The sequence below is a fragment of the Chroococcidiopsis sp. TS-821 genome, from assembly GCF_002939305.1.
Lineage (GTDB): Bacteria > Cyanobacteriota > Cyanobacteriia > Cyanobacteriales > Chroococcidiopsidaceae > Chroogloeocystis.
Map to the genome: position 1 here is coordinate 108,563 of NZ_MVDI01000009.1, position 23,891 is coordinate 132,453.

A 23,891-nucleotide genomic window follows, 5' to 3' on the forward strand; every position below is an offset into this window, starting at 1 on the left:
CCTCAAGAAGTGATAAGAGTTTTACTTGATATATCCGGTGTGGCGCATGAAGCGTTCTGTCGATCGCTGCGATTGTTCTAACGCTTGCTCTACGCTGATGTTGTTAGTTAATGCGGCTGCAATCGTTTGTCCTACTTGCGCGCCGATCGCCTGAAATTCTGGAATATCAACGTATTGCACTCCCGTATAAGGCGTCGGTTCAACTGCTGGGCGCGTAATATCCGCCGATTCAATCGATCGCAGCACAATTTCTGTAAACGGTGCAGCTTGTTGATAGTTAGGATTTTCATAAGTTGATGTTCGCGTACCAGGCGGTACTGCAACCCAACCATTCTCGTTGGCGACTAACTGAATATATTCTTTGGATGTTGCCCACGCAACGAACCTTTGCGCTGCTTCGGGTGATTCTGAGGTTTTAGGAACGGCGAGTGCCCAAGCCCACAGCCAATTTGAGCCGTTAGGATATTCGGCGATCGGCGCGCGGGTAAAGCCAACGGTGTCGGCGACTTGCGATTCTTTCGGATTCGATAACAATCCGGCAGCAACGGTAGCATCGATCCACATTCCGCATCTACCTGTTGAGAACAATGCTAAATTCTCGTTGAATCCATTGGAACTCGCGCCTGGGGGACCATAGTTGTTGAGTAAATTGATATAAAAGCTAACTGCGTTTTTCCATGCGGGAGTATTAATCGTCGGTTGCCACTCCATGTCAAACCAGCGTCCGCCGAAGGTGTTAACCAACGTCGAGAGAAATGCCATGTTTTCTCCCCAACCAGGTTTACCGCGCAGGCAAATACCGTAAACTCCATTCACCGGATCGTGGACTTGGCTTGCCCATTGTTGAATCTGCGCATACGTTGGCTGTTCGGGTACGGCAATTCCTGCTTTTTCAAACAAGTCTTTGCGGTAATACAGCATCGAACTTTCGCCATAGAAGGGAACCGCATACAGTTGACCTTCGTGGGAAAGTCCCTCGCGGATCGGTGTGAGTAAATCATCTACGTCGTAGCTAGCAGGAAGCTGTAAGGGTAGCAGCCAGTCGCGTCTTGCCCAAATCGGTGTTTCATACGAACCAATCGTTAAAACATCAAATTGTCCGCCTTGGCTGGCAACATCTGTAGTTGTGCGTTGGCGCAGGATGTTTTCTTCGAGAACAACCCATCGCAGTTCGATATCAGGATTTGCTGCCTCGAAGTGGCGCGAAAGATCCTGCATAACTACCATGTCACCGTTATTAACGGTGGCGATCGTCAGTCGCGTTTTCTGTACGGCTTGCGAAGGCGCACAGGCGTGTAGCAATTGCACTAGCGTCACTCCTACAAGAAATGCCGCTAGCACTTTAGCGAAGCGGGGGATACGCATCGCATGGCTCCTTTTAATTGTTAACAAAATACATTAAGTTTTTGATTTTATGCTCTAATTTTGGGCAAAAGCTCGATAATAGAAATCATACTTGGCTTTGTTGTAAAACTGAGAAGTTCATGCGAATTTGCAACATTTCTTCAATACAAGGTGAAAATGATGACAGCAAAAGCAACTTATGACTTTACAGGTAAAACGATTTTGATTACCGGTGGTGCGGGAGAAATTGGCAAGGCGACCGCCCGCCGTTTTGCGGCTAATGGTGCTGGTGTCGTGCTATTCGATCTCAATGAAGCGGGAATGACGAAGGTGGCTGAAGAACTCAAAGAGTATGACGTTCGAGTGAGTACATTTCGCTGTGACGTTACGTCTGCTAACGACGTTCGTCAAGCCTTTGCGGAGGCTGCGGCGCAGTTTGGGCAGATTGACTATGTTTTTAACAATGCAGGGTATCAAGGCGCGTTTGCCAAGACTGACGAGTATCCTGAAGATGACTTTCAAAAAGTTATTGATATCAACGTTGTCGGTGTTTTTCGCATTCTTAAGGCTGCGGCGCAGCATCTACGCGATATCGGTGGAGGCGCGATAGTTAATATGGCAAGCTTCGCAGGGGTCGTAGGTCCACCGAATATGCTAGCTTACGCGGCTTCTAAGTTTGCAGTTGTTGGCATGACTCAAACCGCAGCAAAAGACCTTGCCCCTCATGGTATTCGCGTCAATGCGCTATCGCCTTCATTGATTGGTCCTGGTTTTATGTGGACGCGCCAGACGGAATTACAAGCAGCAGTAGGATCGCAGTATTTTGATAGCGACCCGAAGGTGGTTGAGCAGCAGATGATTAACTCAGTGCCAATGCGTCGTTTAGGAAGCTTAGAAGAAGTTGCAAATGGCGTAGCGTTTTTGATGAGTGAAGAGGCAAGTTATATTACAGGATTTAATCTAGAGATTACTGGCGGGCAATAAAAGCGCGATCGCTTTTCAAATTCTGAGCAATATATAATTTTGTGAGCATTTGCTTAAAAAATAAATCATCCTTTTGGTAGTTACACTTCACGCAACGAGCGATACAAACAATTTCCCCCTGCTCCTCTGCTTTCTTACGTCAAGGTACGATATGAAAGAACCTCTAGTAGAGCGGCGCGATCGCAAACTCGATCTTGCTGCCCGTGCTGCTTGGCTGTATTACATTGCCGGAAATACTCAAGAAGAGATTGCTGTAAAGCTTAATGTCTCTCGACAAGCTGCGCAACGGTTAGTTGCATTTGCCGTGAGTGAAAAACTGATTAAATTTCGCCTCGATCATCCTTTAAGTGAATGCATTGCGCTGGCTGAGTCGTTACGCGACAAGTTCGCGCTGTCTTTGTGTGAAATAGTGCCAACGGATGACACCTTCGACGGAATCGGCGTGTGTGCTGCTACGCATTTAGAAACCTACCTAATGGCAAAAACCCCAACAATACTAGCGTTTTCTTCAGGACGCACATTGCGATTAATGGTCGAGCAAATTCCTGCGATGAACCAACCGCAGCATAAAATTGTCTCAATTATTGGCAATATGTCGCATTGCGGGCGTGCAGGACGCAACGAGGTTGTCATCCATTTATCGGATCGCGTCGGTTCGCAAGCGTATCCTGTACCAACTCCGGTTGTTGCAACGAGTATTGAAGAACGCGAACTGTTGCAGACGCAGCGATCGTTCATAACAGTAAAGACGCTTGCAGAACAAGCTAAAGCCACTTTTGTCGGAATTGGCGACATTGCTTGGAATGCACCATTGCATCGAGAAGGCTTTATCAATGATGAAGAAGTCGCTGAGTTACTAGAACTCGGAGCAGTTGGGGAAGTCGCAGGTTGGGCATACAATCGCGACGGGGAGATACTGCAACAAGGTACGAATCGTCGTGTTGCAAGCGTACCACTCGAACAACCCGCGCAGCGGCTGATTATTGGTGTGGCGGGTGGTGCAAAAAAGGCAGAAGCTATTTTAGCTGCGCTGCGTGGCAAGTTAATTACAGGGCTAATTGCGGATGAAGCTGCTGCTCAAAGGATTCTTGCACTGGCAAAATAAAGATTGCGTGCAGTTCAAGCCTTATGAAACGGTATTAACTCAGGTGCTGATTGAGTTTGGATTGAATATCTGACCAAGAGATGTCAGCGAAATTGGGTAGCACAACATGAGCGTTTCCGACGCGTTCTACAGGACCTAGACCGACTGACCACATACCTGCGGAGAGGGCGGCTTCAATACCTGCGGTTGCGTCTTCAAACACAACGCATTCAGTAGGAGGAAGCTTGAGTTGATTCGCGGCGTAGAGAAAGAGATCGGGGGCAGGTTTAGGGCGTTCTACGCTGTATCCATCAGCGATCGCATCCACTAATTCAGTAATGTTTAGTTTGTCAATAACAGTGCGCGCGTTTTTACTTGCCGAGGCGATCGCAATTTTTATTTGCTGTTGGCGAAGTTCGGTAAGTAGTGATTCGACTCCTGGTAGTAAGTCATTGGGTGACATTGACTCGATGAATTCTTGATAGTAGCGATTTTTGCGCTCCATCATTTCTTCGAGTTGGGCTTCGCTATAGGTGCGATCGCCGACAATTTTAAGCAGCGACTCGCGGCGAGAAATACCGCGTAATGCTTCATTCGCTTGGCGATCGAAGGGTAATTCTTCTTCGTCGGCTAAACGTTGCCAAGCGCGGTAATGATACTCTGCGGTATCGGTTAACACGCCATCGAGGTCAAAAATCGCGCCGCGTAGGTTAATGGTAGAAGCTTCGTGCATTTCTGGTGATGGGGATGGATGGTGCGAATTCATTTCAGTTGCTGAATGAGTGATGTCAAAGGGATGCCACGTTCCGCGCCAGTGCAGCTTAAACGCAAGTCGCGTCCAGTGAGGGGGAAGGTGGGGGGTAGCGACGGGTTGATTGTTTTGGAAGCGAATCCCGGCAAAGCCAAAAACGATCGCTTGCCACGCGCCTCCGGCACAAGCACCGTGAATGCCTTCGGCAGTGTTACCGCGCGTGTTTTCTAAGTCTACTAGTGCAGCTTGCAAAAAGTGTTTGTACGCAGTTTGACTATCACCTAAATCGGCAGCTAAAATTGCATGAATTGCAGGTCCAAGCGATGAGCCATAGGTAATATCAGTGCGGGGAGCGTAATAGTCCCAATTCGTTTTTAAACTCTCCGGATTGTAAGGAAACTCCTGCAACTGCCGCATTAAGTATAACAACATCAAAACATCAGGCTGTTTCAAAACTTGTCGTTTATTTGCCCCATCAATGCCCAGAATCGTTTGCATCGATTGAGTGCGAGGTTCGTAGTCTTGTAAGTCAATATCTTCTAAGTTACAGAAGCCTTCAAACTGCTCGATGAAACCTGTTTCTGAGCGATACGGAATCCAAAGGTGATCGACGATATCTTGCCAGCGTTGCCGACGTTCAGGCGTGATTTCGAGTTTTTGGGCGAGTGCCGCAGCATGTTCGGGAAATGTGCGTTCTAGCCATGCGTAGACAGCGATCGCTTTTTCTAGATGCCACTGCGTCATGCGGTTGGTGAAGGCATTATTATTCACGTGATGCTCGTGGTATTCATCCGCGCCGATCACTTCGCGCAGTTCGTAGCGTTCAAATTGGCTATTCCACTCTACTCGACTCATCCAAAATACGGCGGTATCCAGAATGATTTCGGCACCATAATCGCGCATCCAAAGATCGTCGCCCGTCGCTTGCCAGTAATTCCAAATCGCGTAGGCAATATCGGCACTAATGTGAATTTCGCGATCGCGACACCAAATGCGGATATCGCTCGCATACGGATCGGAGGGTAATGCCCAGCGGGGCGTGACTTCATCGCCTGTATCCGCACTTTCCCAAGCATACATTGCACCTTTGTAGCCGTAGCTGCGGGCTTTGCGCCGCGCGCCTTCTAACGTGTGATAGCGGTAGGTCAGTAGACGGCGGGCTAGTTCTGGCTGCGTCAACGTAAATAGCGGCAAAATGAAAATTTCGGTATCCCAAAAAATGTGACCTCGATAGCCAAAGCCAGATAACGTTTTTGCCGGAATACTCGCTTGCTGGTGATGCCAGGGAGCGCTAATTAGTAGTTGAAACACGCTATAGCGAATTGCTAATTGCGCTCGAATATCACCTTCAATAATGACATTACTCGTGTCCCAAGCTGAGTCCCACGCTTGTTTGTGATGTTCCCAACATTCTGGATAAGTGGGCAACGTCATCAATTTACTCTGCGCCGCCTTGAGGGGATGCTCGACTTCTTGCGAAGTATAAACAGTAACCATTTTTTCCACTAACACCGTTTGTCCCCTGACGGCTTGATACGATGTAGTGAGCGTGGGATAGCCTGGTGCGCTTTCGCGTTGAAATGTTGCCGCTACACCCTGAATCATTAATTTGGCTGCCATTCCTAATTCTATTTGAGATTGACGAGTACGCGCCGCTAGCCAAATAGCAGGTTCGAGGTGCAGATCTTCGGGGAGACTCGTTTCCGTTTGGTCTTGGGTCAACAAATTCCAGTGATTAAAACCTTGGTTTTCTGCGTAGCCATTGATACTTGCATGAACGGCGATCGCCCCTTCCCAATCGATAGGTGTAATCAAGCAGCGCAATCCTAAAACATGAGGATCGGCTAAACTGGCAAACCGTTCAAATTGGAGGTCGAGTATTTTGCCGCTGGGGCTACGCCAGCGAATTGAACGTCGCAACAATCCGTAGCGCAAATCAAGTCGGCGTTCGTAGGATAATATTTCACCTTGGTCGAGGCGAAATTGTTCGCTACGTCTTGGGTCGTCATTGAGCGTAATCGTTATAGGCAGCCAGTCGGGGCAATTGACGAGTTCAGTGTACATTACAGGAACCGCGTCATAAACACCCTGAATTAATGTCACAGGCATTGCGCGCGGGTAGCCTTCTTCAAAACTGCCGCGCGTCCCCAAGTAACCGTTACCAATCGTGAAGACGGTTTCTCTTGCATGAAGTTGGTTTGGGTCAAAGCCTCGCTCGATCAGAACCCAGTCGGTATACAGCAGGTTGTTAGTTTTTGAGGGTATCGGTGCTTGAACGCTAGTTTCCCCTAGAATTTGACTGACCGCCTGACTCATTTTTTACTCCTCTGCCCGTTTATCGCTGCTTATGCTCGTCTAAAATTTGCGCGGCTCTAGGTTTATACAATAAGTGGAATAAGGCATCGAGATAGCATTGCAGTGCTTCTCGACTGCTGCGCGAAATATAATCCCAAAACCCGTAGATCCTAGCAAACAACAGTAATTGTTTCACATGATTTCGCCAATTGCAGTGACGATCTATGCGCTGAATCGCCCGCTCGGAAATTGTTTGCCACAATTGTGGGTTCGTGTCGCATTGGTTGAGAAAATCTAAAATTTTTTCGGTGGTGCGCTCGAAGTTGGTAGGGTTGATGTAATAACCGTTGTCGCCATCTTGAATAATTTCGGCAATGCCGCCAAATTCAGTAGCAAAGACGGGTAAGCCCGATCGCATCGCTTCGAGAACACTGCGCCCAAATGCCTCAAAGCGCGCAAAGTTGATGAATATCCCCCGCTTATCTGCGATCGCGCGATAGATTTCGCTTACCTCCTCGCTATTGAGTTGCATCCCAATCCAGCGGATTTGCCCTTCGAGTTGGTATTGCGCAATCAGTGCATGAAGTTTCTCGATTTCGCGTGCTTCTTCAGCAGTACTGGCTTCGGTAACGTGTTGTTTATTCGTAATCAAAATTAAATTGCAGCGATCGCGCAGTTCTGGCGACTGCCCAAACCAAGCGATTAATCCTGTTTGATTGTTCGTTTGACTAACCGAACCCACTGCTAGAATTGGGCATTTTTCCACATCGTTTAAGGTTCCAAAGATCGCAGCGTCTTGGCGATGAAACAGCAAATCGCGAACGCGATCGCGTCGCGAGCGCAGTTCAGTTTGGAAGTAGGGAAAATAGCGCACTTCATTGATACCTGGCGGAACAACATTAAACCGAGGGCTAAATAAATTGATACCATCTACTACGTGGTAAAGTTGCGGCATTGTAAAGCATTTGTAAGATTCATACTGACCGATCGCATCCGGAGTTCCCACAATTTCTTGATACGACGAAGCGATAATGAAATCTGCCGCGTTCATACTGATCAGATCAGCCGTAAATTGCGCTGAGAAATGGTAATATGGCTCAAATTCTTGCCAGTAAAGATCGCTAAATAAATATCTTGATTTTTCTAACGAATGCGCAATATTACATTGAATCGCGTTGAATTGGCGGGCAAGGAGAAATGATACCAAATTGCCATCGCTATAATGACCGATGACAAGATGGGGCTGTCCCCCGAAATGCTTGACAAGTTGCGGTGCAGCATCGAGGGCGAATGATTCGAGATAAGGCCAAATTTCAAACTTCGAGATCCAGTTTTGCGTCACATTCGGGTTAAACTCTCGAAAAGGGACGCGCAAAATCCAGCCGTTTTCGGTGCCTTCGAGTTTTTCAACGCGTTGATTGCAATAAGTTCCTTCGCAATTGGGAATAAGCCGTGTCAAAATTGTGACCTGCGGTTGAATCCCTAGCCATGCGAGTCCTGCTTGTTGAACATCCGCTTGCAGTTGTTGTTCTAAGTGTCGAGCTTGCTCGAGAACATAAATAACTTGCCCCATCGTTTCAGCGCGTCCTAGAACTTCTTCTTGCCCTACCCAGCCGTGAATGGATACTAGCACAACGCGTAAAAAGGCAGGAATACGCGATACAAAAGCTTCGAGTAACGCAGGCGATGGCATCGTTAGCAGGCGATCGAGCAATTCGAGTGTTTCGTAAACTCGTCCGGCGGTATTGCCCCATCCTGGTTCAAAACCCAATTCCTGCAAAGCAGGGTGTAACGTAGTATAAGGCGTATCGGATGGGTATTGACTCACTTTTTTCAAGGCTTGCGCCACTGACTCGTGCAGCTGCGTCCTTGATGAAATGCGATCGCCAATTAACAATGGAATACCGTCAAATTCTTGGCGTTGTAAAACTTGAAATAGCGCTTGTACCCAATAGTCTGGGTTCGCCGATAGTTGATCGCATAGATAATGATTGAGAAATGTTAACCCCTGACCAATGTTTCGCGGGTCATCGATGCTGGGCGTGTCGCGATGAAACGGCTGAAAGTTAATCTTCAGAATTTGCGGTTGTTCGCTGTGGACGAAGCGATCGCGGACATCAAGGAGCGCGCGTACCGAAACAGGTTTAAACTGCGATAAATCCGCACTTAACCACCAGCATTCTTGACTGGCAATACGCGTGCGTAGCATCAACCAAATAGCGCCGTCTTCTAAAAGCATCTCATGAATCGCATGGATGAGTTCGCCAATAGCTGACGAGCGAAAGAAATAAACGGGTTTTTCTTGTTCTTGGCAATAGTTGGCAAAGGCATGGAGAATTTCGTTCCTCAGCAGATATAGGCGATCAATTGCAGACAATTGCTCAATAAACTGCTGAAAATCCTTTTTCTCTTCACTCTCTAAAACTGCCCGAATTAGCGTTTCCATAATTGACTCCTGGCAATTGCCCATCGCTAGCACAGAGTCAGGATATTAACCGCTCTGCACAAAGAGGTTTGGATCGACCGCTTCACTGCAGTTTAACTATGACATCAGTTCTCAGTTAAGAAGCATTACCGCTGTCAACACCTGTTGTTAACTGAATTTGCTTTAGGTATCAAATCATCAACTTGAATGCTTCCATCACTTGAAAAACAATGTCATACCTCCCTTCATCAAATAGCGACGTGACTAGAAGTGACCTAATTATGCCTCCTCGAAAGCAGAATCTACCACAAACTAAGGGTGTAGATTCATTTGGTATTCTTAATTTTTTCTATAAAGCTAGGCAGATAAATTGGCAACAACAAAAGCAATTGAACTGTTCGCTTTTAACCTTAACCCCTGGTTAGTGTTAAGAGTAACTAGCCACTTTTACTTTCCTTCAACTTAAAAACCCTAACCGCTACAGTGATTTCCAGGATTGTGCCATAGCACATCCGACATAACTGCGATACGATGGCATATCTGGGGCATTCCGGTAACTATAGTAATGACAACAACGCTCGCGCTGATAGCAACTTATGATGTTCGTTTAGTTGCGCTTTCGGTAGTTATTGCGCTATTTGGTTCCTACATTGCTTTAGATCTCGCAGGGCAAATTGCCTCGGCGCAAGGATGGGCAAAAAAATTATGGCTGATTGGCGGTGCAGTGTGCCTAGGTATGAGCATCTGGGCAATGCACTTTATTGCAATGCTTGCGTATCAGTTACCGATTCCGGCGGTATATGACTTGACGGTTGTCTTTGTCTCGATGGCGATCGCAATTACAGGTGCAGGTGCAGGATTATTTATTGTTACTAATAAGCAACCTCTACAACGGTTATCTTTGTTAGCAGGCGCACTATTTGTGGGATTAGGTATTGTTGGTTTGCACTTAACCGCGATGGCGTCGATGCGCGTTGCTGCCGTTCCGGTGTATAGTCCACAACTGATGATGCTTGCTGCTACTACGGCTGTCGCGTGTTCGGGTGGTGCTTTATGGTTGGAATTTCACCCTTGGACGATACAGGCGATCGCTTCTAGTATCCGAAAAATCAGCAGTACATTTCTACTTGCAACAGCCATTGTCGGAATGCACTACACTGCCATGACTGCTGTTAACTTCCAACCTAATGCGCAGATTGAAGCACCGGACACTTTCTTCAACAGGGGGAACCCCCGCACAGAAGTGCCCTCACAAGTGTCATCAGAAGTCAATAATGGTCAGTTAGCACTCTTAGTTGGAGTGGCAACTTTAATCATTTTAATTTTGACGCTGTTGGCTTCGTTCTTCGGGCAGCAATCGATTGCTAAGTTAGCCAAACTCGAAGCTCAACGCCAAAGTGAAGCTCGATTTCGCGCGCTTGTACAAAACGCTTTTGATATTATTGTCATTATTGCAGCAGATTGCACCATCAGTTACCTTAGTCCATCTGCTAGCCGAATTTTAGGCTTAGAACCGGAACAAGAAGTTGGCAAAAATGCTTCGGAACTCTTACATCCAGACGATGTTTGCAAAGCACAGCAATTACACGCGCAACTACAAAATACTCCTAACGTCAATATTACAACAGAGTTACGTCTGAAACATATAAATGGTAACTGGCGCGATTTTGAGGTGATTCTCAATAACCTACTTGCCGAAGCGGATATCGCGGGGATTGTCGCTACGTGTCGGGATATCAGCGATCGCAAAGCGCAACAGCAACAGTTATATATGTTGGAACGCGCCATCGATCAGTCAATTGATGGCATTGCCGTCAGCGATTTAGAAGGCAAGATACTCTTTATTAATCCGGCTTGGGCACAAATGCACCGCTGTAACCAAACTGAAGTCATTGGGCAGCACATTAGCATCTTTCACACCGAAGAACAGATGCAGCAAGAAGTTTTACCGTTTATGGAAACATTGCAACGATTAGGGGCTGACTCTGGAGAAATTGGACACAAACGTTTCGATGGTACTCTTTTTCCTGCTCAAAAAGCGGTTGCGGTACTCAAAGATGGTACGGGGGAACCCATCGGTTACACGGCGATCGCCCGCGATATCACCGAACGCAAACGCGCCGAGGCGCAACTCCGCGAATATGCATTTCACGACACCTTGACAAAATTGCCAAATCGAACATTGTTTATGGAGCGTTTGGAGTACGCACTGCATAAAATCGAACGCGATCGAGATTATCTATTTGCCGTTTTGTTTCTTGATTTAGACCGCTTTAAAATTATTAACGATAGTTTAGGGCATAGTTATGGCGATCAATTACTTGTTGCGATCGCGCATAGAATCAAAAGCTGTTTGCGCCCTACCGATACCGCCGCGCGCCTTGGTGGCGATGAATTTACGATTCTTTTAGAAGATATTAAGAATATCACAGATGCAACTCGCGTTGCCGATCGCATTCAAAACGAACTCAAGTTACCTTTTACACTAGGCGAGTACGAAGTCTTCACAACCGCAAGTATTGGCATTGCTTTAAGTGATTCTAATTACAATCGTGCCTCTGATTTATTACGCGACGCTGATATTGCAATGTATCGCGCAAAAACGCATGGCAAAGCGCGCTACGAGATTTTTAATACTGAAATGCACGCACAAGCGATGGCACGCTTGCAATTGGAAAGTGATTTACGTCGCGCTGTAGAACGTGGGGAGTTTCAACTCTACTATCAACCGATTATATCCCTCAAAAGTGGTAAGATAAGTAGCTTTGAAACCTTACTCCGCTGGCGACATCCTCAGCGCGGCTTACTACTACCAGATGAGTTTCTTTCCGTTGTAGAAGAAACAGGACTAAGCGTAGCCTTAAACTTGTGGGTGTTGCGGAAAGCTTGCCAACAAATGCAACAATGGCAACAACAGTTTTCTAATAACGCACCGTTAGCGATTTGCGTAAATTTTTGCAGTCAACTTTTTGCACAAACGAATTTAGTCGGACAAGTGAAAACGGTGCTTGAGGAAACTAACCTAAATCCTCAAAGTTTAAAAATAGAAATTACCGAAAGCGTCATTTTGGAAAATGCAGCATCGGCAACGACACTGCTTTTGGAGCTAAAAGCTTTAGGTATTCAACTTGCCATTGATGATTTTGGCACAGGTTACTCATCATTGGGTCGATTATATAGCTTTCCGATCGATGTTTTAAAAATTGACCGTTCATTTATTGCGCAAGCTGATACGAACTTAGATAGCTTAGATATTTTTGCGACGATCGTTACATTGGCGCATAGTTTAGGCGTTGATGTCACCGCTGAAGGAATAGAAACCGCACAACAACTTGCGAGAATTAGAGAACTCCACTGCGAATACGGACAAGGCAATTATTTCTCATTACCCGTCGATAGCGAAGCCGCCACCGCACTGATTGCGCAGCAACCACAGTGGTAGCAGCTCATTAAAGTTTCGCGAATTGGCTAGCTGCAACGATTTGTTCTACAGTAAGGTTTATTTCTGGGAAAGTTGGCAAGATAATTTTATCTGCATCTTTGAAAGCTTGTATTTGATACTTATTATCAACTAACTGGGGAATGAAAACAGTAGGTACTTTCGGCGAACCTAAGATTGTGCGCGAAGCGATCGCTAAACAATCAAAAATCCAATATTCAGAAACTCCTAGCCGCTGATACTCATCAAACTTATTCCCAATTTGTAGAAATAACTTCTACCGCTAGTTGAATCGCTTCCGTCACGCACCGTAAGTCGATACATTACTGTTCCATAATGTACTAGAAACCACACCAACATCAGGGTTTCTTCCTTGTTCTTTCCCAGATGCTGTGACAGTTCGGATAATAATATCTTTATAATAATCAAGTCCTAACCGCCTGATTTCATCACTTAAAGCAAACATGAGAAACCTAGCAACATTTTTGTGCGCCCTCGTCGGTTCTACCTGAATAACTTCTCCATCCACCAGTTCAAAAATACCCTTGCCATCTGGGTACTGTTCGTGTGGTGGTATTCATACAATTTGAGAATTAAGAGATAATATTTAGTCACTACTAACTTTGCTACTCCAAAAATCCTGTAGCATCGAATCGTCAACAATGTAGGCTAAATCACCATCGCGGATCGCACGTTTGCCCAACCGAGGAAAAATGCCGATATCGCAATCTTTTCTTTCACCACCCATAAGATAAACAAGATCTTCACTAAAAGGATTACGGAGATGGTGTGGTTGTTGCGGTAACCCAAAGCCCATAAAGTCACCTGCTGCAACTTCGTATTCACTGTCGCCAATTTCTGCAATACCTTTACCCGCGAGGATATAAATCCATTCTTCCTCGTGACGATGCAAATGATATATGAATGATTCCTTACCTGGTGGTACGCGGGCGATTGTTACTCCTATCCGCTCAAGACCAACGATACGACTAATCGTCCGCATATAGAGTTCTGAATTCGGGTTGAGTGGGTGATGAAATTCGATTTCCTCGATGGAGTCGATGGCTGATGCTTTGAGTAGGAAAGGTGGTTGCTGATCCATAATGACTCCTCTCGTACTTTGACTTAATAATTCAAGATACTCGCAATCTTGGCACAAATACGCTTGTATAGCAGGGGTCAGGGCTCAAGGTTCAACTCTATGACTAGGGCTGTAGTTCTAACTGTGACTACATTAGAAAAGGGGGTTTTGAGGAATTGCGACTTTATGCTGCATAGCAGACAAATTTTACAAGGGCGCTATCAACTGCAAGGAAAACTCAAAGATTCGCTACTCAAGCAAACTTGGCTAGCAGTCGATCTGGCGACACGACCAACAACGCTTGTCGTTATTAAACTACTAACTTTCACAAAAGCTACACACTGGGAAGAGTTAAAACTCTTTGAACGTCAAGCCCAGGTACTTCAGCAGTTGAATCATCCGCAAATTCCAAGATATCGAGATGAGTTTTGGTTGGAACCGCAAGCATCTGCTTATGTTCTCGTTCAAGAGTACATTCCTGGTAGATCAGTCGCACATTTACTGCAACAACGTTGGAGTGAAGCACAAATCCGCCAACTTGCAACACAGGTATTAGATATTTTGGCATACCTCCACGAGTTACATCCGCCAGTCATTCATCGCGATATCAAACCGAGTAATTTAATTTGGGGTGATGACAATAAAGTTTATTTAGTTGATTTTGGTGGAGTTCAAGATCAAACTGTATCGCCAGGCGCAACTTTCACAATTATTGGAACTTATGGTTATACACCACTAGAACAATTTGGCGGTAAAGCCATTCCTGCGTCGGATTTGTATGCTTTGGGTGCAACTTTAATTCATTTACTTACTGGGATAACGCCCGCAGAATTGCCGCAACATAACTTACAACTGCAATTTGCAGAATTGGTAAATTGTAGTCCTAGTTTGGTGAGTTGGTTGCAGAAAATGACTGAACCTGCACTAGAAAAACGATTTGGTTGTGCGCGTCAAGCGCTAGCTGCTTTAGAATCAGACATTGTGCTTAATGCAACTACTTTAGTAAATAACTCTGGTCAGGGTGGTTTATTTAATGCATCGATAACTGTACCCGCAGAAATTCAAGGCTGGAACTGGGGCGCTTTTTTACTTGCACCATTTTGGTTAGTCGCGAATCGCGTGTGGATAGGGCTGTTGGCGTGGGTTCCGCTATTTGGATTTTGGATGGCGATCGCCCTTGGTGTTAAAGGTAATGAATGGGCGTGGAAAAGTCGCCGTTGGGAAAGTATTGAACACTTTCAAAAGTATCAAGAACGCTGGGCGATCGCCGGAATTACAACAGGAATTGCTGTTAACCTTGTCGTTTGGCACTTGGGAATCCTGTTTTTACTTTCAACTCTTTTCTAAAGTGGTAATAGGTAACAGGTAATTGGTGTTTGTTTAATGATGGACAACTTGAGTTTAGATTTTTAGTTCAGCTAATCCTAAATACTCGATACTTTCGGGGGTAATGTTGAAGCGACACGGTAGTACTTTTAAACCTAATGCGATCGCTGCGCGCAATAGTTGACCGTAAATTGGATCGGCGCTATCTCCAGGTGCAAACGCGGTACAATCACCGCGATTGATAAAGTACAACATCACTGCATCACTTGCTGGTATTAATGCGGTAAGTTCGCGTAAATGTTTTTGTCCGCGTGTTGTTTCTGTGTCAGGAAATAACGCGGTTCGCCAGTTTACCCAAGTGGTACTTTTGACTTCGATGTATGTTGTGCGATCGCCCGTCAACACAAAATCGACGCGACTTTTGGTGTCTATACCGTAGGGAACTTCAAAGCGAATTTGGTCGTAACTTCCCAATTGAGGAAACAAATTTTGTTCTAGGGCTAACTTGACAATCCGATTCGGTAAACTTGTATTCACACCTACCCAAGTAGGCTCATTGTCGTTGACGAGAATCATTTCCCAGGTGTACTTCAGCGATCGCTTTGGATTGTCGCTATAAGATACCTGTACAGTACTACCAGGTTGACTAATTCCTGTCATTGGTCCAGTATTTGGACAATGCGCTGTAACAACTTCACCAGATTCCAACTGAATATCAGCAAAAAACCGCTTGTAGCGTTTCAGCAACACACCAGGATACAACGTTGGATAGCGGTAAAGAATCATTAATTAAACAAGAGCCACGTTACTACTGTAATACCATTTCACTAAATGAAAACTACAAATCATTTCTCCTGAAGCTTCCTATTTGTATTAACTTTAAAGTGAAACGGTATAATAGCTAACGCGATTTGATTTACTCTCTTTTTTTCCTACCCTATGAAAAGGCTGCACCTGGGTGATTTAACTAATTCCTGAATTTCTATGCGATCGCCCGATCTGCTTGTGCATCTCTTGCTAAAACTGCCTTTGCTGCTTCGATATCATACGGAAACGGTGGTTTGTGCGGTTGGTAGTCTTTATCAGCTGCAGGATGATGACGCAATACTGCATTGACTAATACGCAAGGTTCAGGAGATAAATTTATTGCTCCGTGCAATACGCCTGGGGGTATTTTGACTACCGTAGGTTTGCGATCGCTCAAGGGTATGTATTGATAACGGCGATTCACTAACACCACTAATACAAAACTTCCTTTGACTACCAATAGTTGGTCAGTTTGTGTTTTATGAACAAAAAGATCGTCAATTGTATTTGGTGGAATCTGTACCAGCATTGTTTCGTGACTTGACTGAGGGGTATAAAATTCAGTCATACCCCCTTTTACTGCTGATAGCAGACGAATTTCGACACCCCTGACCGAACTCATACCAGCACCCATCGATTTCAAAACTTCCTTTCAAGTTTATGCCACTTTTTTATAAACAGTTGTTACAAATGAACAAAAGTGACCAAAGTATGGTATGGAGTGAGATGTCAGAGCACAGGGTTCAAAGAGCAGACTTCTTAATATAACCCTCCTCTATGAACCATAGGTATCTTGCGCAGTAATTACGAACTACGAATTACAAATTACTTGATATAGTCCTCCTCTAGAACCAAAAGTGACTTGCGACTGCGGCGATTTTATTCGCTAAGCTTTGTCAATTGGGGTTTAAATTTTCTATTACCCTGACCTCCGACCTCTGCTCCTAATTAACTGTCACCGTTAAACTACCAGGCTCGCCGAAGTTACCGTTGAGAATTACACCGCGTTTGTTTGCATAGAGGTGACGCAAGATTTTATAAATAGTCTCAACTTGGTCAGTTGCTTGAGCTTTTTCTGCAAGTTCAGCGATGGAAATTGAACGACTTTCGTCTTCCAGAATTTGTAAGACACGTTTTTGCAAATCTAAAACCGCAGCAGCCGCTTTTTTGCCAGCTTCGACACCTGGTTGATGGTAAGCATTGACATTAATAAGAGAACCATACAAACCAACAGCGCGATCGTAAAGCGCAATCAGCGCGCCTACCGTACGTGGATTGACTTGTGGAATTGTGACGGTAATCGAATCGCGATGGTTATCGTACAAGGCTTGACGCGTTCCCTGGAGGAAACCTGATAGGTAATCACCGGATGTTGCTCCTGGTTCGATTTCAGGTGAAGATCCTTGGCGGTCTTCTAAAACTTCAATAAAGGTGACAAAGAAATTTGGCACGCCTTCGCGTAACTGCTGTACATAGGCGTGTTGATCGGTCGATCCCTTGTTACCGTAAACCGCAATTCCTTGATTGACAACGTTACCATCCAAGTCTTTTTCTTTGCCCAGCGATTCCATGACCAACTGTTGCAAATAGCGGCTAAATAATAGTAAGCTGTCTTTGTAAGGTAGGACTACCATGTCTTTTTCACCGCGCCCGTTACCAGCGTAGTACCAACTCAATGCAAGTAGAGCCGCTGGATTGTTTTTTAGATCGGGGACGCGCGTTGCATCATCCATTTCCTTGGCTCCAGCTAGCATCGCTTGGATATCGATTCCTTGTAGCGCCGCAGGTAGCAAGCCGACAGCGGACATTTCTGAGGTACGTCCGCCTACCCAGTCGAACATGGGAAAGGTGGCTAGCCATTTTTCAGATTTCGCCAATTGGTCTAGTTTGCTATCGGGAGTGGTGATGGCGATCGCATAGTGAGAAAAATCTAAATTTTGCCCTGCATAAACTCTTTTAACTTCGAGCATTCCGTTGCGCGGTTCTGGAGTTCCACCCGATTTAGAAATGACAATGACTAATGTGCTTGCTAGGCGGTTACGCAAGCGAGTCAAAACGCGGTCAATTCCTGCGGGGTCGGAGTTGTCAATAAAGTGAATTCCCAGTGGGGGAAAGTCTGGGGCGAGGGCTTCGGCAACAAATTGCGGTCCCAAAGCTGAACCGCCAATCCCAATCGAGAGAATGTCGGTAAAGCGCGGGGCTTGTGGCGGGTGAATTGCACCGCTATGAATTTTGCGGGTAAATGTTTCGATTTGTTCAATCGTTTGCGTAATATCTTGTTTGATTTCCGGTGTTGGGGCAAGATCGGGGTTGCGCAACCAGTAGTGACCTACCATCCGGTTTTCATCAGGATTGGCGATCGCGCCTCCTTCTAGAGCTGCCATATCTTGAAACGCTTTTTCAAACTTGGGTTGCAATTGCGCGACAAAAGCATCATCAAATCTCATGCGACTGACATCTAAATAAAATTCCAAACCTGCATGGTAATAAAGCCAGTCTTGGTAACGTTGCCACAGCGTTGCAGCATCCATAGTCAATCTCTACTTACTCGTATCATCACACCAGTTTAATTTAAGTGTTCAACGATAAACGTTCAGCCCTCTACAGTGAGATTGTTTTTATGCAATTGGCAATGTGCTGTAGAATTCTTTTTTAAAGAGATCAGAGGTCAAGGATCGGGGGTTAGGGGAAGACCTCGAATCTGTAGGTAGAAATGCTGTTGAAGGCATTTAAGAATCACGATGATTTGAGATGATTTTCTCTCACTAAGTACCTACGTCAAAGTTCTCTGACCTCTGATCCCCGATTCTTCTTAACATCAATACGCTGCAACTATAAAGTACATGATCCAGAATTTGTCAGGTTGGGTTGGTTATTTGATTTTTCTCATCATCTCAACTGCTGTTTTTGCCTTATTTAGTTTGGGCTTAAATTTGCAGTGGGGATTTACCGGACTCATCAACTTTGGTCATGTTGCGTTCATGACTGTGGGTGCTTATACGACGGTTTTGCTAACCTTACACGGCGTTCCTCTGATTGTAGCCGCACTTGCAGGGGCGGGGGCTGCCGCATTGTTAGGATTGATTATTGGCTTATCTACATTGCGTTTACGGCAAGATTATCTGGCAATTGTCACGATTGGTGTTTCTGAACTACTACGATTAGTTGTCAACAATCAGGATTTACCCACAGGAAACGGGTTTACCCCAGGTTCGTTTGGCGTACAAGGCTATCCTTTACCACTCGCCAGTTTTGACCCGACGTTACTGACACGACTGGGTATGATTGCGCTATTAACGTTTGTTGTTGGAGTATGTTATTGGCGTTTGGGAAAATGGGTAAAAAATAGACAAGGCAATACCTTACCCGCACAAAAGCAAAAGCAGGACAAAAAATCTTCATTGCGATTGGTGTTAGGGATTTTGGCAGCGGGATTGATCTTAGTGTTGTATCTTGCAGCAGCGATCGCACTCTATAATTACACGAGTTATGCCAATGCGGGGTTGATGCTAATTTCGGTTTTGGTGTTGGCGTTGGTATTTTGGCGGCTAGAAGTGTTGGTGCGATCGCCTTGGGGAAGAGTTCTCAAAGCAATTCGGGAAGATGAAGATGTGGCGACAGCGTTGGGAAAAAACGTGTTTTGGTACAAGTTGCAAGCACTGATGTTGGGAGGTGCGATCGCAGGAGTTTCGGGTGCATTGTTAGCATGGCAACTAACAACGATTTATCCTGATAATTTCCAACCCCAAATTACGTTTGATGCTTGGACGATGGTCATTTTAGGTGGTGCAGGAAATAATGTAGGTACGTTACTCGGTGCGGTGATTTACTGGGCGTACGATGCGATTACGCGCTTTGCTTTACCTGCCATTTTCCCTCTCGATGAAGCGCGCTTAGGTGCGTTTCGGATTATGGTGATTGGGTTAATTTTGATGTTACTCATGCTGTGGCGTCCACAAGGAATTTTAGGCAAGAAGGAGGAATTAACACTTGGTAAGTAATTCGCAGTCACAAACACCATTACTAGCAGCAAGTGGTTTAGTTAAAAGCTTTGGTGGCATCAAAGCAGTTGACAATGCTGAAATTACTGTAGCACCAGGTAGTATCACAGGGTTAATTGGTCCCAATGGTGCAGGGAAAACGACATTGTTTAATTTGTTGTCAAACTTTATTCGCCCAGATAAAGGGCGCGTGATTTTTGATGGCGAACCGATTCAAGAGTTACAATCGCACAAAATTGCGCAACAAGGAATGGTGCGGACGTTTCAGGTAGCCCGAACACTTTCGCGGCTATCGGTGATGGAAAATATGCTGCTAGCAGCGCAAAACCAACTTGGGGAAAACTTTTGGCAAGTACAGTTACGACCGCACATTATTAAAAAGCAAGAACGTCAACTGCAACAACGGGCAATGTTGCTTTTAGAATCGGTTGGGTTAGCGCATATGGCGTATGAGTATGCAGGGGCGCTATCAGGAGGACAGCGCAAGTTACTGGAAATGGCGCGGGCTTTGATGACGCAACCGAAGTTAATTTTATTAGACGAACCTGCGGCGGGGGTGAATCCCACATTGATTAATCAAATCTGCGATCGCATCCAAACTTGGAACCGCGAGGGAATGACGTTTTTGATTATCGAACACAATATGGATGTGATTATGTCCTTGTGCGATCGCGTTTGGGTACTTGCAGAAGGTCGCAATCTGGCGGTTGGTACTCCGAGTGAAATTCAAAGTAATCCACAAGTTTTAGCAGCGTATTTAGGTCACTAGATGATCGGTTCGCCAGAAGTCAACAAAATCATCAGAAAAATTTTATCTCCTGTACTGCGAGATAATGGCTTTGATAAAGTCAAGACCAGAAATAATTGGGCTGACCGCGATCCTTGTATTTGGGTTTTAAATATTCGGGCAGTAAAACCGCATTTTCCTTCTGTGTCAGTGAGTGTTTGGTTAGGAATTTACTATAAGTTTATTTCTCCAGATATTCCAGGAAGATTACTCGTTGATACTGATAAAGATGGTAAACTTATTCCTAAAGAATGGATGTGTCATGTTAGAAATCATTTGGTTTTAGCTGAACTAGACCAATCTAAATATACAAAATCTCTGCGTTCTTCTACTGAAGCTAGTAGAAATGATATTTGGTGGATAGAACCTGATGGTAGTAATTTAGAAGACGCGATTCACGATATTAAAATAGCCTTCCTAACGCAAGGAATTCAGTGGTTTAATGCTTACTCTGATTTAGAATATGCTTTTAGTTGCATTGACTTTCTCGCACCTGACTTTTTAGTTGAAGACATTGATGAAACAGGAAGAACTGTTTTAAGACCAAAAGGTCATATTTATGGTAAACACTCTGCAAGAGACTTTGCCAAATACCTTGGTTATCAAGATAAAGTCGCAGCTTATGTGGCGTGGGAGGAAAGTCGAAAACGAGAGTATTTCAAGCGCGTGTGCGAGTTTGGTGCAGGGGTTATTGGTACGTGCGATTTAGAAATAGAATTAGAATTAAACCGTAACGTTATCCTTGAAAAAGATACTTTTACAAACTCAGGTTTTGTTTTTACTAAAACAACTTATCCTGGTCACGGTCCTTGCTGGGATCAATATTGGAAGATTTCTCAAGATGTACCGATTAATTCACGTCTTGATAATTCTTAATAAATTAGTATAAATAAACACAAATCGTGGCTATTTGTAGTGTATATCTTTGAAAAATCTGTCAAAGAGCGTGCTATATACAAAATTAAATTGTGTGTGAGGAGAGTTTGTGTCAAAAGTATTACGCCGAATGGCGAATTATAGCCTATTTGTACTGCATTTTTTACTGTATCAATTCACAAGCGCTGCGAATGCTTCAGAAGCAAATCCAGATAACCTCTTAACTCAGTCTAATTCTGCATCAACGCCAGAAATGGCGCAAGTGACGTCGGTTTCCCAACTTTCCGACGTACAGCCCACAGATTGGGCGTTTCAAGCGTTACAATCGTTGGTTGAGCGTTATGGTTGCATTGCAGGATATCCTGATGGAACTTATCGCGGTAATCGCGCATTGACACGTTATGAATTTGCGGCGGGGTTGAATGCGTGTTTGAATCGCGTTAACGAACTGATCGCCGCAGCGACAAGCGATCAACTAAGTCGGGAAGATTTAGCTACTCTCCAAAGATTACAAGAAGAATTTGCGGCTGAACTAGCTAGCTTGCGCGGCAGAGTCGATGCTTTAGAAGCCCAAACCGCCGAACTTGAAGCAAATCAGTTTTCTACCACGACAAGACTTGTAGGCGAAGTTATTACCTATATTGGTGATGCTTTTGGTGAAACTGCGGGTGATATTAATAATACAACGTTGGGTTATCGCGCGCGCCTCAATTTTGATACTAGTTTTAGCGGACAAGATCGCTTGCGAACTCGCCTACAAGCGACGAATTTAAGATTATTCGATTCAGGCGGAACCTTTGGCGGTAGTCAAGGAACTCGTGAGGGACAAGACGTTACAGATCCACCAGAACTGTTTGGGTTTGGCAATACAGGTGAAACGCGCGTAGCACCTAGTAGTATTGCCCAGAGTGGTGAAGTTATCTTAACTACATTGCAGTATCAGTTTCCTGTAAGCGATCGCTTGCGCATTTACTTAGAAGCAAACGGAACCGATCCAACATCCATTACCGATCCAATTAGTCCATTTTCTATTACGGCAACAGGTGCAGTATCTAACTTTGGACAACTTAATCCAGTGTATTTCTCTATTGGCAATCGTGCTGGTATTGGGGCAAACTTTTTAGTCACGCCAGAACTCAGCTTAGACTTTGGCTATTTAGGAGGAACCAACGCCAACAACCCAGGTCCAGGTTCAGGTTTATTCAATGGCGATTACAGTGCGTTTACCCAGTTAGTTTACAGCAGCGATCGCGCTAGAGTTGGTTTATTTTATCTCAATGGTTACTCTCGTAATTTTGGCGTTGATACGCTTGCAGGTAGCAATCCTGCGAAAGTAATTGTTGTCAACGATGTCAACAACCCAGAAAATAACTTGAATAATCCAATCGTTGCTAACGTCTACGGCGCACAACTCAATTTCCGCGTTTTTGAAGGATTTGAAATCGGTGGTTGGGTAGGTTATACTGCAGCGCGGGCTGTGGGTGAAATTAAAGGCGATGCTGATATCTGGAATTATGCTGTAACGTTGCATTTTCCTGATTTATTCCGCGAAGGCAATGCCGGTGGTATTGTGGTAGGGATGCAACCACGCTTAACAGGCACGAGTAACGCAGTTTTAGCCGCAGCGATTGGTTTACCCGACGGGCAAAGAAGCGATCGCGATACAGGTTTACACCTCGAAGCCTTTTACCGCTATCAATTGACCGATAATATCTCAATTACACCTGGCGTCTTTTGGTTAACTGCACCAAACCACGACGCGCGCAATCCTGATGTTGTGATTGGCGTCATCAGAACTTCATTCATATTCTAGTGGAAACCGATCGCCGATCTGAGTTAACTGAATATAAAATGTGGGGTAGGCATCTTGCCTGCCCATGTTGACTCACCTATGAAATCAATCCTGTGAACAATAAATCAGTATGTGATAGTTGGTTTGCAACTCAAAAAATTAGCGATCTCCTCTACTGCATCAACGAAATTCACTACTGGGAATGGAATCGGGCGAATATCTGGTTAATCAAAGGACAAAAGCAAGATTTACTCATTGATACAGGTTTAGGGGTTGCGAGTCTGCGGCAATATATCGCAAGTTTAATCGATAAACCGCTGCTGGCGATCGCTTCGCACATCCATTTCGATCACGCGGGGGGAATTCACGAATTTGACGATATTGCGATTCACACCGCCGAAGCTGATGCTTTGCGTCACGGAGATTGTCACGCAGCTTTGTGCAATCCTGAATCAGGTTGGATACTCGACGAACACTTTTCGCAATTACCTTACCCAGGTTTTACCGCGACACAATACACATTTCATGCAGCCGAACCAACGCAATTACTGCAAGCAGGAGACGTTATTGATTTAGGCGATCGCGCTTTTGAAATTTTACACCTGCCTGGGCACTCTCCAGGTTGCATTGCCTTATACGATCCATTTAGCCAAGAACTCTTTTCCGGCGATATCATTTACGACGGCGATTTACTCGATCAACTTCCTGGTAGCGATATTTCCGCCTACATTGCATCTTACGAATACCTACAGCACTTACCCGTAGAAATCGTCTACCCTGGACATTACCATATGTTCGGCGAACAACGAATGCACGAACTCATTGCCGACTATCTCGAAGCTAAACGTCAACCAGGATGTCCTCAAGAACATCTTAGCTGCAACCCTCAATAGACATCT

16 protein-coding genes and 1 pseudogene are annotated in these 23,891 nt (G+C 45.0%); 9 read left to right on the forward strand and 8 right to left on the reverse strand.

The genetic code is table 11. The annotated features are described in order from the left end of the window. Positions 1-21: 21 nt before the first annotated feature. Positions 22-1,365 (reverse strand): sugar ABC transporter substrate-binding protein, encoded by a 1,344-nt coding sequence (locus B1A85_RS19065; RefSeq protein WP_104548318.1) that lies wholly within the window; start codon positions 1,363-1,365, stop codon positions 22-24. Between the two features lie 159 nt (positions 1,366-1,524). Here B1A85_RS19065 and B1A85_RS19070 point away from each other — a divergent pair, with 159 nt between their 5' ends. Further along, entirely contained in the window at positions 1,525-2,328 is an 804-nt protein-coding gene (locus tag B1A85_RS19070) for an SDR family NAD(P)-dependent oxidoreductase (RefSeq protein WP_104548319.1), read from the forward strand. Between the two features lie 151 nt (positions 2,329-2,479). Continuing rightward, positions 2,480-3,433 (forward strand): sugar-binding transcriptional regulator, encoded by a 954-nt coding sequence (locus B1A85_RS19075; RefSeq protein WP_104548320.1) that lies wholly within the window; start codon positions 2,480-2,482, stop codon positions 3,431-3,433. Positions 3,434-3,467: 34 nt separating this feature from the next. Here B1A85_RS19075 and pgmB read toward each other — a convergent pair whose 3' ends face one another. Continuing rightward, positions 3,468-6,479 (reverse strand): beta-phosphoglucomutase, encoded by a 3,012-nt coding sequence (pgmB, locus tag B1A85_RS19080; protein WP_210404590.1) that lies wholly within the window; start codon positions 6,477-6,479, stop codon positions 3,468-3,470. Between the two features lie 19 nt (positions 6,480-6,498). Beyond that, positions 6,499-8,904: a sucrose synthase gene (locus B1A85_RS19085; protein WP_104548321.1), complete on the reverse strand. Its 2,406-nt coding sequence runs from the start codon at positions 8,902-8,904 to the stop codon at positions 6,499-6,501. A 544-nt stretch (positions 8,905-9,448) separates the two neighbouring features. Here B1A85_RS19085 and B1A85_RS19090 point away from each other — a divergent pair. Further along, a complete protein-coding gene (locus B1A85_RS19090) occupies positions 9,449-12,325 on the forward strand; it encodes an EAL domain-containing protein (RefSeq protein ID WP_104548322.1) in 2,877 nt (958 codons plus the stop codon). 7 nt (positions 12,326-12,332) lie between these two features. Here B1A85_RS19090 and B1A85_RS25345 read toward each other — a convergent pair. After that, a pseudogene (locus B1A85_RS25345) lies at positions 12,333-12,851 on the reverse strand (Uma2 family endonuclease). A gap of 78 nt (positions 12,852-12,929) precedes the next feature. Further along, positions 12,930-13,424: a cupin domain-containing protein gene (locus B1A85_RS19100; RefSeq protein WP_104548323.1), complete on the reverse strand. Its 495-nt coding sequence runs from the start codon at positions 13,422-13,424 to the stop codon at positions 12,930-12,932. A 165-nt stretch (positions 13,425-13,589) separates the two neighbouring features. Between B1A85_RS19100 and B1A85_RS19105 the strand changes: the two genes are divergently transcribed. Continuing rightward, the gene (locus B1A85_RS19105; RefSeq protein ID WP_104548324.1) at positions 13,590-14,750 is read left to right on the forward strand and encodes a serine/threonine-protein kinase; all 1,161 of its coding nucleotides are present in this window, start codon (positions 13,590-13,592) and stop codon (positions 14,748-14,750) included. A 54-nt stretch (positions 14,751-14,804) separates the two neighbouring features. Here B1A85_RS19105 and sfsA read toward each other — a convergent pair whose 3' ends face one another. From sfsA to B1A85_RS19120, 3 genes are all read right to left on the reverse strand, one after another. Next, positions 14,805-15,515, reverse strand: a complete 711-nt coding sequence (gene sfsA, locus B1A85_RS19110) for a DNA/RNA nuclease SfsA (protein ID WP_104548325.1) — start codon at positions 15,513-15,515, stop codon at positions 14,805-14,807. Positions 15,516-15,711: 196 nt separating this feature from the next. Next, complete coding sequence (locus B1A85_RS19115) at positions 15,712-16,158, reverse strand: cupin (protein ID WP_104548369.1); 447 nt, start codon at positions 16,156-16,158, stop codon at positions 15,712-15,714. A gap of 322 nt (positions 16,159-16,480) precedes the next feature. Further along, positions 16,481-18,067: a glucose-6-phosphate isomerase gene (locus B1A85_RS19120; RefSeq protein ID WP_104548326.1), complete on the reverse strand. Its 1,587-nt coding sequence runs from the start codon at positions 18,065-18,067 to the stop codon at positions 16,481-16,483. Positions 18,068-18,379: 312 nt separating this feature from the next. On the opposite strand from B1A85_RS19120, the gene B1A85_RS19125 reads away from it, so the two are divergent. The 5 genes from B1A85_RS19125 to B1A85_RS19145 all read left to right on the forward strand — a co-directional run bounded on the left by B1A85_RS19125 (position 18,380) and on the right by B1A85_RS19145 (position 23,885). Further along, positions 18,380-19,537 (forward strand): branched-chain amino acid ABC transporter permease, encoded by a 1,158-nt coding sequence (locus B1A85_RS19125; RefSeq protein WP_104548327.1) that lies wholly within the window; start codon positions 18,380-18,382, stop codon positions 19,535-19,537. Next, positions 19,527-20,306: an ABC transporter ATP-binding protein gene (locus tag B1A85_RS19130; RefSeq protein WP_104548328.1), complete on the forward strand. Its 780-nt coding sequence runs from the start codon at positions 19,527-19,529 to the stop codon at positions 20,304-20,306. The genes B1A85_RS19125 and B1A85_RS19130 overlap by 11 nt, the downstream gene beginning before the upstream one ends. After that, positions 20,307-21,200, forward strand: a complete 894-nt coding sequence (locus tag B1A85_RS19135; protein WP_104548329.1) for a hypothetical protein — start codon at positions 20,307-20,309, stop codon at positions 21,198-21,200. 109 nt (positions 21,201-21,309) lie between these two features. After that, positions 21,310-23,013 carry an iron uptake porin gene (locus B1A85_RS19140; protein WP_104548330.1) on the forward strand — a complete coding sequence of 568 codons (1,704 nt, stop codon included), beginning with the start codon at positions 21,310-21,312 and terminating at the stop codon, positions 23,011-23,013. Between the two features lie 92 nt (positions 23,014-23,105). Beyond that, complete coding sequence (locus tag B1A85_RS19145) at positions 23,106-23,885, forward strand: MBL fold metallo-hydrolase (protein WP_104548331.1); 780 nt, start codon at positions 23,106-23,108, stop codon at positions 23,883-23,885. Positions 23,886-23,891: the final 6 nt, after the last annotated feature.